The following is a 12,855-nucleotide window of genomic DNA, read 5'->3' on the forward strand; positions in this document are numbered from 1 at the left end:
ACGCTGAAGAAGAGAATGCGAACACGAATACTTACGGGGCCTTGACCCAAGGTTTCGGCTTTTTTGTGTTGGCCGCGAGACGCGCGGTCCAATGCAACGCCCAAACGGCGAACCGGTTCCTTGACAAGGGCTAGCGGAGGCAAGATTAACCGCCGCTGAACGCCCCGTTCATGTTTCTCCCGCGCGGAAAACCACAATCATCGGTCGAAACTTGATTCCCGTTGAGCGCCTTCGCTTTCCTGTTGATTTTTAGTGGAAAAGAGTACGAATATCGCCACAACCGGCGGCAGACGCCCCGGCTGAAATTGGCATCCGCGAAAAACAACAATGCCGGATGTCGACCAACAGAGAGGACTATCATGCGTATTTCCAAGCGGCTGGCAGCCGCCGCATCGGCTGCCGTTTTCGTGCTCATGGCAGGCTCGGCCATGGCCGACGGCGAAAAGGTCGTGATCGGCACGGAAGGCGCCTACCCGCCCTTCAACAACCTGGAAGCGGACGGCACGCTGACGGGCTTCGACATCGACATCGCCAAGGCGCTGTGCGTGGAAATGAAGGCCGAGTGCACTTTCGTGACGCAGGACTGGGACGGCATCATTCCGGCGCTCATCGCCAAGAAGTTCGACGCCATCATCGCGTCCATGTCGATCACCGCCGAGCGCAAGGAAAAGGTCGACTTCACCAACAAGTACTACAACACCCCGCCGGCAATCGTCGTGCCGAAGGATTCGCCGATCACCGAGGCAACCGCAGCCGCCCTTCAGGGCAAGGCGCTCGGCGCGCAAGGCTCGACCACCCATTCCAACTATGCCGAAGCGCATATGAAGGGTGCCGAAATCAAGCTCTATCCGACGGCTGATGAGTACAAGCTCGACATCGCCAACGGCCGTATCGATGCGGTCATCGACGACGTCGTCGTGCTCTCGGAATGGCTGAAGACCGCTGACGGCGCCTGCTGCAAGCTGCTCGGCACCTTGCCGATCGACCCTGTCATCAACGGCGACGGCGCCGGTATCGCGGTCCGCAAGGGCGACGATGCGCTGCGCGAGAAGTTCAACAAGGCGATCGAGGCGATCCGCGCCAACGGCAAGTACAAGGAAATCAACGAAAAGTACTTCCCATTCGACGTTTATGGCAGCTGATTGACGGTTTCCGGTGCGATTTCCTAGTGAATCATGCCGGAAAAACGTCGGTTGATGCGAAAATTGCAACGGCGGATGGCTTGCCCTTCCGCCGTTTTTGTTTGACAAGTGCCTAAAACAAAGCGCGATCGATACGCATAAAAACAGCGCAAAAGGGGAAATCTCTGACATGAGCGGGTTGTTTGCCGGCTTCTATTCCATCCTCTCCTGGATCGGATCGATCGTCGATCCATTCTGCGGCCCGGTCGGGGTCTTTACCTGGCTCGCACCTGGCACGCTTCTCGCCTGCGGTGACACCGGATGGGGCGACGATATCGCCCACGGCTTCGTCATTACCGCGAGCCTTGCCATCGCAACGCTGCCCGTCGGCCTGTTGATCGGCTTCTTCATCGCGCTGGGCAAGCAGTCCGAAGAGCGCACGGTTCGGCTCGCGTCGAACATTTACACGACGATCTTCCGCGGCCTGCCCGAACTGCTGACGCTCTTCATCGTCTATTACGGCTTGCAGATCCTCGTTCAACAACTGCTGGCATCGCTCGGCTACGACGGTCCGGTCGAGATCAATGCCTTCTTCGCCGGCATGATCGCACTCGGCGTCGTCTTCTCCGCCTATTGCTCGGAGGTGCTGCTGTCGGCCTTCAAGGCCATCCCGCATGGACAATACGAAGCCGGTGACGCCCTTGGCTTGCATCGCGGCCGCACCATGCGCCTCATCATCCTGCCGCAGCTCGTGCGCATCGCCCTGCCCGGTCTCGGCAATCTCTGGATGGCGCTGCTCAAGGACACCGCCCTCGTCTCGGTCGTCGGCCTGACCGACATCCTGCGTCAGACCGGCATTGCCGCCCGCGTGACCAAGCAGGCCTTCGAATTCTACGGTGTCGCCTGTGTGCTCTTCCTGATCCTCGCGATGATTTCCTCGATCGTCTTCTCCTACATTGAACGGCGAACCAAACGTGCGGAGATGGGCCGATGAGTGTCGTTGCAACGATGATCCCGCCGCAGGCGCCGCCGCCGGTTCCGCCGAAGCCCTACACGCTCACCCGCTTCGTCGGCAGCGTTGCGCTCGGCATCTGGCTGGCACTCGGCGTCAGTATCTTCCTGACCGTGGTCGGCGGCTGGGATCCGGACAAGTTTGCCAAATACGGCCCGCGCTTCATCAACGGCCTCGGCGTCACGTTGATGCTGGTCGGCCTTTCGATCGTCATGGGCGCCATCCTGTCGCTGCCGATCGCCTTTGCCCGCATGTCGAAGAACAAGGTCCTCTCGTGGTTCGCCTACGGATACGTCTACTTCTTCCGCGGCACGCCGCTGCTGGCACAGCTCTTCCTCATCTACTACGGCCTCGGCAGCTTTCGCCCGCAACTGGAAGCGGTCGGCCTGTGGTGGTTCTTCCGCGACGCATGGAACTGCGCCATTTTCGCTTTCACGCTCAACACTGCGGCCTACCAGGCGGAAATCCTGCGCGGCGCGATCGAGAGCGTGCCGCGCGGCCAACGCGAAGGCGCTGACGCGCTTGGCCTTCCCCAGCGCGTCGCCTTCTGGAAGATCATCCTGCCGCAGGCAATGATCGTGGCGCTGCGCCCCTACGGCAACGAGATCATCCTGATGATCAAGGGCTCGGCGATCGTCGCGATCGTCACCGTCTTCGATCTCATGGGCGAAACCCGCTATGCCTTCTCGCGTACCTTCGACTTCCAGATGTATATCTGGGCAGCCATTCTCTACCTCATCATGGTCGAGATCCTGCGCAACATCTGGAGCCTGCTGGAAGCGCGGCTGACCCGCCATCTGAAGCGATAGGGTTTCTACGTCGGTTTCGAACAAGCTTGGCAGCACTCCCTAAGAGAGGCTGCCAAGCTTTTGTTATTTCACGAGAAAGTTTCACTTCGGGACAAATATTAGCCCTTGATTAACAAATCAGGCGTTTCATCATAGGGACCAACCTTTGCGAGAAGTGAGGTCCACATGACGAACGAGATGGAACTTCAGCTCAAGGGCTACGGACTGACGACGGCGCAGATCCTCTACCACCTGCCCGACCATCCGGCCTTCCTGCAAACCTATATCTGGCAGCACTACGACATTGCGCCGGACTTCCCCGAAATGCGCAGCTTCCTGAAATTCTGGGAAGAGAAACTGGACGGGCCGCTGCATTCGGTGCGCTACGTGCACCGCAAGCTGATCTCGGCCACCGAATGGCGCGCACTGAAGGGCGAGCTCATTCTGCACTGAGAGCCGCCGACGGCGACCGCTCTCTGTCACCAGGAACCCTGGATCGGCGAGGCGTGACGCCCGGCGCCCTCAGACATGCACCTCCCCATGCGCGAGTTCGCCTTCGCGCGGCTCCTTGTGCAGCGAGCCGTAGAGCACCAGCCCGTAAAACACGATGACACCAACAATCACCGGCCAGCCGGGCAAGGGACCGAGGGCCGCATTCTGGGCGACGTCCATCCAGGAGCGCACGTGGCCGAAGGGCTCGCCATTGGTGGAGATCTTCGGCGAGGAAATCTTCAGCGCCCAGGCAAGCAGCAGGATCAGGTACATCCAGCAGTAATTGCGCTGCAGCCGGCGGCAAAGCGCCTCGCGGTAGCTCATCAGGAAAGCGGGCTTGCGCAGGCTCTTGGCGATCGACGCCGCCCAATTGAGGTTCGGCGTGCCATCGGGCGCCAGGATCTGGGCGAAGTAGCCGCGCTCCAATTGCCGTACCCGGGCGCGATAGACGTCGAAGAAGCGATAGCGCCGGGCTTCGATCAGGAGCAAGAGCGTAATCAGCAGCATGGCGAAGAGCAGCACGCCATGATGCGACGACGGTGTCGACAGCGAGACCGAGAGCAGCGCCGCAACGACGGTGATTGCCCAGTTGGAGGTCCGGTCGATGCGGTCGCGCCAGCCGGCCATGCGCCCCATTTCGCCGCGATAATAGTGTACCACCGCGTTGATCTGCTCCTGCGACGTCTGCGGCAAGGGCGGGCCTTTCGGCTCCTTCGTTTCGGCGCTCAAGATCAGCGGCCCAAGCTCGGCGGACATCGGCATTCCTCCCGTCTTTTCTTATGCTTGCGATGATGACTCCTTTCCTGTCGCCGATAAATCCCGATGGCGCCGCATGGCGACGTTTTTCGTCCGGAAGGCCAAGGAAATCCTGCCACTGACCGCCAAAACGCCAGATCCACGCCCGCAAACCTTTCGCCGACGGCGATTGCCAAAAACCGGCTGCGGACGTAAGAAGCGCCCATGACCCAGAAAAGCACGAAAATCGACGAGGAAGCGCTGGCCGAGGCCTATAACCGCGCCCTCTCCCTGGAAAAGTCCGGCAAGTTCGATGCCGCGGCGCAAGCCTATGCCGAAGTGCTGGCGCTCGATCCGGAAGACCACGGCGGCGCTGCCGTGCGACTGGCCTCGATGGGACGCGGCGAAACGCCGGTGAAGGCGCCCGATGCCTATGTCGCCACGCTCTTCGACCAGCATGCCGAAGTCTTCGACAACGTGCTCGTCGACCAGCTCGGCTACTGCGTGCCGCTCCTCGTCCGCCAGCGCCTGCAGGCGCTTGAACTCGGCCCCTTCGACCGGGTGCTGGATCTTGGCTGTGGCACGGGCCTGACCGGCGGCGCGCTCCGCGACATGGCCGAAGACATCACCGGCGTCGACCTCTCCGAAAACATGGTCGAGATCGCCCACGAAAAAGACCTCTACGAGACGCTTTACGTTGCAGAGGCGGTCGACTTTCTCGACGACAATGACGACGAGCCCTTCAACCTGATCGTCGCCACCGACGTGCTTCCCTATATGGGCGCGCTCGAAGCGCTGTTTTTCGGCGCGGTCGACAACCTCGTCCCGGGCGGCCTGCTGATCTTCTCCAGCGAAACCCTGCCCGCAGAGACCTTCGCCGGCCGCAATTTCATGGTCGGCCCGCACCAGCGCTTTGCCCATGCCGAGAGCTACCTGCGCGACCGTCTCGCCGCCACCGGCTTCGAGATCGTCGAAGTCGGCGACATCACGGTGCGCCTGGAAGAAGGTGAGCCGATCGCCGGACATCTGGTGGTCGCGCGCTTCAAGCCCTGATCGGGCCATGACAGCATCATGAGAAGGGAGCATCGCACGATGCTCCCTTCTCTCTTTTCCGCACCCGCGCCATCGGCTACACCAAGGCGAAAGCAATGGGAGTATTCGGAAAATGGCAAAGGTTGCATTCATCGGTCTCGGCGTCATGGGCTACCCCATGGCCGGTCACCTCAAAGTCCGCGGCGGTCACGAGCTGACGGTCTATAACCGCACCTTCGCCAAGGCCGAAAAGTGGGCGGCCGAGTTCGGTGGTCGCGCGGCGCGCACCCCGGCAGAAGCCGCCGATGGCGCCGATTTCGTCTTCTGCTGCGTCGGCAACGACGACGACCTCCGCTCTGTAACGACGGCCAAGGACGGCGCCTTCGAAAAGCTGAAGGCCAACGCCATCTTCATCGACAACACCACAGCCTCCGCTGAGGTCGCCCGCGAACTCTACGAAGCGGCCAAGGCCCGCAATGCCCACTTCATCGATGCCCCGGTTTCCGGCGGCCAGGCAGGCGCCGAAAACGGCGTTCTGACGGTGATGTGCGGCGGCGACGAAGCCGCCTTCGATCGCGCCAAGCCGGTCATCGAAGCCTTTGCCCGCATGGTCGGCCTGATGGGTCCGGCCGGTGCCGGACAGATCACCAAGATGATCAACCAGATCTGCATTGCCGGCCTCGTCCAGGGGCTCGCCGAAGGCATCCACTTCGGCAAGAAGGCGGGTCTCGACATCGAGAAGGTCGTCGACGTCATCTCCAAGGGGGCAGCCGGCTCCTGGCAGATGGAAAACCGTCACAAGACGATGAATGCCGGCAAGTACGACTTCGGCTTCGCCGTCGACTGGATGCGCAAGGACCTCGACATCGTGCTCGCCGAAGCCCGCCGCAACGGCGCCAAGCTGCCGGTGACCGCGCTGGTCGACCAGTTCTACGGTGATGTGCAGGAAATGGGCGGCAACCGTTGGGATACGTCCTCGCTGCTCGCCCGCCTCGAAAAGTGAGCCTTAGCCCGTCCTCGACCGCGGGCGAGATCATCGCTCACCTGCGGTCTCTGGGCTCTGAAGACAATCTCGCCGGCATGGCGCGTTTCGGTATCGTCACCGACGCCGCCATCGGGCTTTCCAACGTCGAGCTTCACAAGATCACCCGGCTGGTGAAGACCGATCACCGCCGGGCGCTGGCGCTCTGGCAAACCGGCATTCGCGAGGCGCGCATCCTGGCCGCCTTCACCGCCGACCCGAAAGTACTGACGCTCGCCGAGGCGCGCCGTTGGGCGGAAGATTGCAATTCCTGGGAAGTGGTCGATACCGTCGCCGACCTTTTTATTGCCGCGCGCTTCGAGCGCGAACTGATCCCGGAATTTTCAGCCGACGAACGTGAGTTCGTCCGCCGCATCGCCTTTGCGATGATCGCGACGGCTGCGGTTCACCTGAAGAAAGAACCGGACGCAGCGCTTCTCGCCTGGCTGCCGTTGATCGAGCAGCATTCTGGCGACGAGCGCAACTTCGTGAAGAAAGCGGTCAACTGGGCGCTCCGGCAGATCGGCAAGCGCAACGCCGCCTGCCACGGCCCGGCCCTCGCGCTTGCGAAGCGACTGGCGGAAAGCTCGAACCGCGCCGCCCGCTGGACGGGCAAGGACGCGGTTCGCGAACTGTCGAACGACAAGATCCTGGCAAGGCTTGGCCTCGCCTGAGTCTGCTAGCTGAGGTCAGTCCTCGCTGGACTTCGCCTGGTCGATCATCATGTAGTCGAGCGGCAGCTCGGTCGTATACTTGATCTGCTCCATGGCGAAGACGGAGGAAACGTCGCGGATCTCGATCTTGGCGATCATGCGCTTGTAGAAGGCGTCATAGGCCGCGATGTCAGGCACGACGACACGCAGCAGATAGTCCACGTCGCCACTCATGCGGTAGAACTCGACGACTTCCGGAAATTCGGACACGACCTCGGAGAAGCGGCGCAACCACTCCATCGAATGGGAGTTCGTACGGATCGACACGAAGACCGTGACCTTGGTGTTGATCTTCACCGGATCGAGCAGCGCGACGCGGCGGCGGATGACGCCGTCCTCTTCCATCTTCTGGATACGCCGCCAGCACGGCGTAGTCGAAAGCCCGACCTTCTTGGCAAGGTCGGCAACGGCCAGCGTGGAATCCTCCTGCAGCAGGCGCAGGATTTTGCGGTCTAGGCGATCCATAAAAGTCCCTCTCGAATTATTTTTTCCTCTATAGCGCGAAATTGATGAAGATAAAGAAAATTGTTTCAGTTCGTGAGAACGAAAACACGTTCGCGCAAGAAGGGCAGCACGTCCGCTTCGAACCAGGGATTTCGCTTCAGCCAGCCGGTGTTGCGCCAGCTCGGATGCGGCAACGGCAGGATCGCCGGCACGGCGTTGCGCATCGCGTAGCGCCGCCAGTTCCTCACCGTCTCGGTCATCGATTTCGGACAGTCCGGGCCGATATGCCAGCGTTGCGCATAGTGGCCGATCGCCAGCACCAGCTCCACCTGCGGCATCTGCTCCATCACCCTGTGGCGCCAAAGCGGCGCGCATTCGCGCCGCGGAGGCAAGTCGCTGCCATGCGCGTCATAGCCCGGAAAGCAAAAACCCATCGGCACGATCGCGAATTTCCCCGGATCGTAGAAGCTCTCGCGATCGACAGCCAGCCATTGCCGCAGCCGATCGCCGGACGCATCGTTGAACGGCAGACCGCTGTCATGCACGCGCAGTCCGGGCGCCTGCCCGGCGATCAGGATGCGCGCCGCAGTGGAGATCACCGCCACCGGCCGCGGCTCGTGCGGCAGCCGGTCGGCCTCGCCGCGCAGCGGGCTGTCGCGACAGATGCGACAGGCCGAAATTTCCGCCCGCAACCGATCGAGTTGAGCAATGCGGTCGTCAGGCATCGGCGATACCGGAAAAAAGTGCGGTCAGGCGTTCGAGCAGCCAGCTGCGGATCGCCGCAAGCCAGCCATCGATGAGGTGCGGCCCCTCGTCGGGATGACCGTTCGTCCGGCGCCACTCCTGCGGTTTCACGAACTCGCCGGCCCAGAGCCCGCGCTGCTCCCGTTCTGCCCTTGCCTCCTCAGCCTCATAGCGCCCGTAGCTCACCGCATAGCCCGAAAGCACCATCTCGCGCCCGACATCGCGGTTGGCCGCATCGCAAACACCGAGCTCGCGGCCGTATTTGTCGCGGCCGTGAAACCGACAGCGCACATCACCCGCCGAGACGAGCGCCCGCAATCGGTCGCGCGCCTCGCGGCCGCAGTCCCAGGCGACGCCATCGCGCCTGCAGGTCTGGTCGAGCTCCGGCGCGTCGATGCCCTCGATGCGGACGCGTTTACCGTCGATCCGCAGGCTGTCGCCGTCGCTCGCGATCGCCGCGCCCCGTGCCGAACCGGTCGCAGATCGCTCTCCGACGGGCAGCCTGTCGGCGACAAAGGCGCCGATCGCCAAGAGGATGAGAATGATCCATCCGCCGGCCATGCCGCCACGTCCGCCGGACGGCGCATGACCGCGGGACCTGCCGCGGCCCTTGGGAAACCGATATGTCGTCCGTCCGAATTTCACGCCTGCCCTAACCTCGATTGCCGCGGGACTGCCTCGCAGACCAGCGCGTCATAAACATGGTCGATTCCAAAAGATTAGAGAAGGAACCTCACATGCAGCGCGATCCATCACGACCTGAACACGGCTGCGCCACAATGGTTGTCGAATCCTTCACGCACCGCAGCAACTTCTTAAGGATTGCTCACTAGACTGCAACGCAATCGCAACCGTCGCATATGAGCATGAGTATCGCTGCCAGCACATCGACCGATAAGATTATCGTCGACAAATCGCGTAGCCATCGAAACAAGGCCGTTTCGAGGACGGTCCGCGCGACGCGTGAGCGGCTGCAGACAGGCTCGTCGGTGCCCTCGGGCTTCGAGCGCGAGATGCTCAATCTCTACATCGACAGTGCTCTGCATGGCGCGATCGCCATTCCGGTGCTTGTTACGCTGATTGCGGCGGTCGGCATCTATCTCTCCGGCAATCTCGGTTTCGTCCTCTGGGCGGTCATGACGCTCTCGGCCCATGCCGTCACGCTCTTCTTTGCGCGCAAGGCACGCCGGGAAGACATCAGCGCCGAGAAGGTTCCGGTCTGGCGCCGCCGCTTCCTACTCGGCCAGGTGCTGATGGGCCTCTGCTGGGCGACCTTCGTCGCACAGGATTGCGCGAGCTGCGGCAACGTGCGCTTCGGCTTCTTCGAGGGCACGGTGCTGCTGGTCGCGCTTGCTGCGACCGCTATGGGCACGTTCCTGCTGCGCAATGCGCTCCTTTACACTTTCGCCCCGGTCGTGGCAGCCCTCGCCTTTGCATCGCTCACGACCGGCGACGTGATCTATATGGGGCTCACCGGCGTCATCTCGCTGTCGCTGCTCTTTCTGGTGCTGATGACGGACCGCATGAACCGCGCAAGCGTGCACATCCTCTCCGTTCAATCGGAAAAGGACGACCTGATCGCGGAACTCGAAGTTGCAAAGTCGATGTCCGACGAAGCCCGCCGGCGTGCCGAAGAAGCAAACCTCGCCAAGTCGCGCTTCCTCGCATCCATGTCGCACGAGCTGCGCACGCCGCTGAACGCCATTCTCGGCTTCTCCGAGGTGATGTCGACAGAGGTTCTGGGCCCGCTCAGCAACCCGACCTACAAGGAATACACCAACGACATCCACCGCTCTGGCGAGCACCTGCTGAACCTCATCAACGAGATCCTCGACCTGTCGCGCATCGAGGCCGGCCGCTACGACCTCAACGAGGATTCGGTCAGCCTGGTCGATATCGCCGAGGATTGCATCGGCATGGTGCAACTGAAGGCCCGCGCCAAGAACATCACCATCCACCAGCAGTTCGAACACGGCATGCCCTCGGTCTGGATCGACGAAAAGTCGATGCGCCAGGTCATTCTCAATCTGCTGTCGAATGCCGTGAAGTTCACCAATACCGGCGGCGAAGTCACCTTCAAGGTCGGTTGGACCGCGGGCGGCGGCCAGTATCTCTCGATCAAGGACAACGGCCCCGGCATTCCCGAGGAAGAAATCCCGATCGTGCTCTCGGCCTTCGGCCAGGGCTCGATCGCCATCAAGAGCGCCGAACAGGGCACGGGTCTCGGCCTGCCGATCGTCCAGGCCATCCTCGCCAAGCACAATGGCGAATTCATCCTGCGCTCGAAGCTGCGCGAAGGTACAGAGGCGATCGCCATCCTGCCGGCGCGCCGCGTGCTCGAAAGCCTGCCGGCGATCGAGGATGTCGCAGCCCCGGTTCGCCGCCGCAAGAGCTTCGCCTGATCCATGCACATCGAAACGCAGCGCCTCAGGCTTCGGCCCTGGGAAGAACGCGATATCGCGCCTTTCGCGCTTGCCAATGCCGATCCCGAAGTCCGGCGCTACTACTATCCGGCCATTCTGACGCGCGACGAAACGGCAACGATGATTGCCGACTGCGCCCGCCATCTCGCCGACCGCGGCTTCGGCTTCCTCGCCGTTGAACGCAAATCCGATGGTGCGCTGATCGGCGGTCTCGGCCTTTCTGAGGCTGGAGACGAAATCCCCGGCGGACCGCATGTCGAAATCGGCTGGATCCTTGCCCGCCCGTACTGGCGGCAAGGATACGCGCTGGAAGCGGCGAGCGCCTGCCTGGACCATGCATGGCGCACACTCGGCCTTGCCGAGGTTATCGGCTATACCTCGCGCATCAACCAGCCTTCGCGGGCGCTGATGGAAAGATTGGGCATGCGCTCGGATCCGGCCGATGATTTCGACGACGTCACGGTACCCGGGGGCAACCCGCTGCGTCCGCATGTGCTTTATCGGGTGAAGGCGCCGGCCCGTTAGCCGGTCAGTTCATGAAGCCGTCGAAGATCACGACATAGGCGGCATAGACACCGTTGGCGACAATCAGGCAGAGGCAGGCGAAGGAGCCGAGATCCTTGGCGTTCTTACCCATTTCCGAGATTTCGGGAGAAACGCGATCGACAATTTCCTCGATTGCCGTGTTGATCGCCTCGAAGGCCATCATCAGCAGGAACAGGATCGCCATCGCCACATATTGGAAGAAGGTTGCGCCGACGATGATGAAAGCGATCATCGCGGCGGCAAAGGCGATCAGCTCGTGGCGAAAGGCAGCCTCGCCGATCAGCCGCTTGGCGCCGCCGAGCGAATAGCTCGCAGCGGCAAAGAGATGCCGAATGCCGGTCTGCTTCTCGACAGGACCCGTCTGTCCAATGCGGTGCGTGGTGTTCTTGGCGTCCATTTCGTCTCGACAGGGCTTGAAACTGTGCTTGCTTCGACATCGTGATTAAGGCGAATGCAAGGCGGTCTCGGTTGCAGGCACCCAAGACTATAGCTAGGGCGCGCATTTGCGCTTTGGATAGGCGAGAAGGACGCATCCATCAAGGCCCGGCACGCGACAGCTTCGCGCCCGTGACAGGCCTTGGACAGAAACCGGCCGGCCTTCCTGCAAAGCCCGGCCGGAACTTCACTATTCCTTGTTGCTGACGCCGGCCTGGGCAAAGGTCGCCATGCCGCTGTGGCAAGCGGCCGCTGCCTTGACGATACCGGCGGCAAGGGCCGCGCCCGTGCCTTCGCCAAGCCGCATGCCGAGTGCCAGCAGCGGCGTCTTGCCGAGCTTCTCGATCGCGCGCAAATGCCCCGGTTCGCCCGAAACATGGCCGATCAGGCAATGGTCGAGGGCCGACGGGTTGGCCGCCTTCAGGATCGAAGCCGCAGCGGTCGCCACGTAGCCGTCAATGATGACAGGTACCTTCTGGACGCGGGCGGCCAGGATGGCGCCAGCCATGGCCGCGATCTCACGACCGCCGAGGCGACGCATCAGTTCGAGCGGATCGGACAGGTGATCGCGATGCAGCGCCACGGCCTTTTCGACCGCGGCGATCTTGCGCTTCAGCACCTCGCCTTCGGAGCCGGTACCCGGACCGACCCATTCTTCGGCCGTGCCACCATAAAGGCCGAGATTGATCGCGGCCGCGATCGTGGTGTTGCCGATGCCCATTTCGCCGATGCACAGAAGATCCGTGCCGCCGGCAATCGCCTCCATGCCAAAGGCCATGGTCGCGGCGCAATCGCGCTCGGACAGCGCGGCTTCCTCGGTGATATCACCGGTCGGGTATTCGAGTGCGAGGTCGAAGACCTTCAGCCCGAGGTCGTGGCTGACGCAGATCTGGTTGATCGCAGCGCCACCGGCGGCAAAATTCTCGACCATCTGTGCGGTGACGGATGACGGGAACGGGGTCACCCCCTGGCGGGTGACGCCGTGGTTGCCGGCAAAGATCGCCACCAGCGGCCGGTTGACCACCGGCGCCTTGCCCGTCCAGGCGGCGAGCCAGAAGGCGATTTCCTCGAGGCGGCCGAGCGCGCCCGGCGGCTTCGTCAGCTGGGCGTCCCGCTCCCGCGCGGCAACGAGGGCTGCCGCATCCGGGCCCGGCAGGTTGCGCAACAATTCGCGAAAATCATCAAACGGCAGGCCGCTGGCACTCATGGGAGGAATCCTTGCATCATCGTGAAGCTCTATCTACGCCCCTCATAGAGGGCGCCGAAAATTCGGGCAACGACATTTGCGCCAATCGGCGTCGCCGTCTCGATCCGCGAGCGGTCGCAGACGGCCTATGAAAGGTCTGGGA

Annotated in this window: 15 protein-coding genes; 9 read left to right on the top strand and 6 right to left on the bottom strand. The window is 62.3% G+C overall.

The window, feature by feature from the left end; all coding sequences use genetic code 11:
* Positions 1–359 precede the first annotated feature (359 nt).
* The 4 genes from IB279_RS10000 (at position 360) to IB279_RS10015 (ending at position 3,374) form a co-directional block, all read left to right on the top strand.
* Entirely contained in the window at positions 360–1,142 is a 783-nt protein-coding gene (locus IB279_RS10000) for an ABC transporter substrate-binding protein (protein WP_034795139.1), read from the top strand.
* Positions 1,143–1,311: 169 nt separating this feature from the next.
* Complete coding sequence (locus IB279_RS10005; protein WP_034795142.1) at positions 1,312–2,115, top strand: ABC transporter permease; 804 nt, start codon at positions 1,312–1,314, stop codon at positions 2,113–2,115.
* On the top strand, positions 2,112–2,942 hold the full coding sequence (locus IB279_RS10010) for an ABC transporter permease (protein WP_112770887.1): 831 nt from the start codon (positions 2,112–2,114) through the stop codon (positions 2,940–2,942). Before IB279_RS10005 ends, IB279_RS10010 begins: the two co-directional genes overlap by 4 nt.
* Positions 2,943–3,107: 165 nt before the next feature.
* Positions 3,108–3,374: an usg protein gene (locus IB279_RS10015; RefSeq protein ID WP_034795148.1), complete on the top strand. Its 267-nt coding sequence runs from the start codon at positions 3,108–3,110 to the stop codon at positions 3,372–3,374.
* Between the two features lie 69 nt (positions 3,375–3,443).
* Here IB279_RS10015 and IB279_RS10020 read toward each other — a convergent pair whose 3' ends face one another.
* On the bottom strand, positions 3,444–4,169 hold the full coding sequence (locus IB279_RS10020) for a DUF2270 domain-containing protein (RefSeq protein WP_034795151.1): 726 nt from the start codon (positions 4,167–4,169) through the stop codon (positions 3,444–3,446).
* 204 nt (positions 4,170–4,373) lie between these two features.
* Here IB279_RS10020 and IB279_RS10025 point away from each other — a divergent pair, with 204 nt between their 5' ends.
* The 3 genes from IB279_RS10025 (at position 4,374) to IB279_RS10035 (ending at position 6,875) form a co-directional block, all read left to right on the top strand.
* On the top strand, positions 4,374–5,201 hold the full coding sequence (locus IB279_RS10025; RefSeq protein WP_112770888.1) for a class I SAM-dependent methyltransferase: 828 nt from the start codon (positions 4,374–4,376) through the stop codon (positions 5,199–5,201).
* A gap of 112 nt (positions 5,202–5,313) precedes the next feature.
* On the top strand, positions 5,314–6,183 hold the full coding sequence (locus IB279_RS10030) for an NAD(P)-dependent oxidoreductase (RefSeq protein ID WP_112770889.1): 870 nt from the start codon (positions 5,314–5,316) through the stop codon (positions 6,181–6,183).
* Positions 6,180–6,875 (top strand): DNA alkylation repair protein, encoded by a 696-nt coding sequence (locus tag IB279_RS10035; protein ID WP_162731912.1) that lies wholly within the window; start codon positions 6,180–6,182, stop codon positions 6,873–6,875. The genes IB279_RS10030 and IB279_RS10035 overlap by 4 nt, the downstream gene beginning before the upstream one ends.
* A gap of 15 nt (positions 6,876–6,890) precedes the next feature.
* On the opposite strand, the gene IB279_RS10040 is transcribed toward IB279_RS10035, so the two are convergent.
* The 3 genes from IB279_RS10040 to IB279_RS10050 form a co-directional block, all read right to left on the bottom strand.
* Positions 6,891–7,379: an Lrp/AsnC family transcriptional regulator gene (locus IB279_RS10040; RefSeq protein ID WP_034795162.1), complete on the bottom strand. Its 489-nt coding sequence runs from the start codon at positions 7,377–7,379 to the stop codon at positions 6,891–6,893.
* A 65-nt stretch (positions 7,380–7,444) separates the two neighbouring features.
* The gene (locus IB279_RS10045; protein ID WP_112770890.1) at positions 7,445–8,083 is read right to left on the bottom strand and encodes a uracil-DNA glycosylase family protein; all 639 of its coding nucleotides are present in this window, start codon (positions 8,081–8,083) and stop codon (positions 7,445–7,447) included.
* On the bottom strand, positions 8,076–8,663 hold the full coding sequence (locus IB279_RS10050; protein WP_060600883.1) for a thermonuclease family protein: 588 nt from the start codon (positions 8,661–8,663) through the stop codon (positions 8,076–8,078). Before IB279_RS10050 ends, IB279_RS10045 begins: the two co-directional genes overlap by 8 nt.
* Positions 8,664–8,968: 305 nt before the next feature.
* Between IB279_RS10050 and IB279_RS10055 the strand changes: the two genes are divergently transcribed.
* Positions 8,969–10,504, top strand: a complete 1,536-nt coding sequence (locus tag IB279_RS10055) for a HAMP domain-containing sensor histidine kinase (protein WP_090294420.1) — start codon at positions 8,969–8,971, stop codon at positions 10,502–10,504.
* Positions 10,505–10,507: 3 nt separating this feature from the next.
* Complete coding sequence (locus IB279_RS10060) at positions 10,508–11,050, top strand: GNAT family N-acetyltransferase (protein ID WP_112770891.1); 543 nt, start codon at positions 10,508–10,510, stop codon at positions 11,048–11,050.
* Between the two features lie 4 nt (positions 11,051–11,054).
* Here the strand turns inward: IB279_RS10060 and IB279_RS10065 are convergent, their stop codons facing one another.
* Positions 11,055–11,468: a diacylglycerol kinase gene (locus tag IB279_RS10065; RefSeq protein WP_034795175.1), complete on the bottom strand. Its 414-nt coding sequence runs from the start codon at positions 11,466–11,468 to the stop codon at positions 11,055–11,057.
* 228 nt (positions 11,469–11,696) lie between these two features.
* Positions 11,697–12,713: a nicotinate-nucleotide--dimethylbenzimidazole phosphoribosyltransferase gene (gene cobT / locus IB279_RS10070; protein ID WP_034795180.1), complete on the bottom strand. Its 1,017-nt coding sequence runs from the start codon at positions 12,711–12,713 to the stop codon at positions 11,697–11,699.
* Between the last annotated feature and the right edge of the window lie 142 nt (positions 12,714–12,855).

It is taken from the genome of Ensifer sp. ENS06, assembly GCF_014852205.1.
In the GTDB taxonomy this organism is placed as follows: domain Bacteria; phylum Pseudomonadota; class Alphaproteobacteria; order Rhizobiales; family Rhizobiaceae; genus Ensifer; species Ensifer adhaerens.

Coding starts and splice junctions, on each gene's coding strand:
- IB279_RS10060 (WP_112770891.1), top strand. CDS start 10,508: ATGCACATCGAAACGCAGCGCCTCAGGCTTCGGCCCTGGGAAGAACGC.
- IB279_RS10040 (WP_034795162.1), bottom strand. CDS start 7,379: ATGGATCGCCTAGACCGCAAAATCCTGCGCCTGCTGCAGGAGGATTCC.
- IB279_RS10010 (WP_112770887.1), top strand. CDS start 2,112: ATGAGTGTCGTTGCAACGATGATCCCGCCGCAGGCGCCGCCGCCGGTT.
- IB279_RS10030 (WP_112770889.1), top strand. CDS start 5,314: ATGGCAAAGGTTGCATTCATCGGTCTCGGCGTCATGGGCTACCCCATG.
- IB279_RS10065 (WP_034795175.1), bottom strand. CDS start 11,468: ATGGACGCCAAGAACACCACGCACCGCATTGGACAGACGGGTCCTGTC.
- IB279_RS10025 (WP_112770888.1), top strand. CDS start 4,374: ATGACCCAGAAAAGCACGAAAATCGACGAGGAAGCGCTGGCCGAGGCC.
- IB279_RS10020 (WP_034795151.1), bottom strand. CDS start 4,169: ATGTCCGCCGAGCTTGGGCCGCTGATCTTGAGCGCCGAAACGAAGGAG.
- IB279_RS10005 (WP_034795142.1), top strand. CDS start 1,312: ATGAGCGGGTTGTTTGCCGGCTTCTATTCCATCCTCTCCTGGATCGGA.
- IB279_RS10000 (WP_034795139.1), top strand. CDS start 360: ATGCGTATTTCCAAGCGGCTGGCAGCCGCCGCATCGGCTGCCGTTTTC.
- IB279_RS10015 (WP_034795148.1), top strand. CDS start 3,108: ATGACGAACGAGATGGAACTTCAGCTCAAGGGCTACGGACTGACGACG.
- cobT (WP_034795180.1), bottom strand. CDS start 12,713: ATGAGTGCCAGCGGCCTGCCGTTTGATGATTTTCGCGAATTGTTGCGC.
- IB279_RS10050 (WP_060600883.1), bottom strand. CDS start 8,663: ATGGCCGGCGGATGGATCATTCTCATCCTCTTGGCGATCGGCGCCTTT.
- IB279_RS10055 (WP_090294420.1), top strand. CDS start 8,969: ATGAGTATCGCTGCCAGCACATCGACCGATAAGATTATCGTCGACAAA.
- IB279_RS10045 (WP_112770890.1), bottom strand. CDS start 8,083: ATGCCTGACGACCGCATTGCTCAACTCGATCGGTTGCGGGCGGAAATT.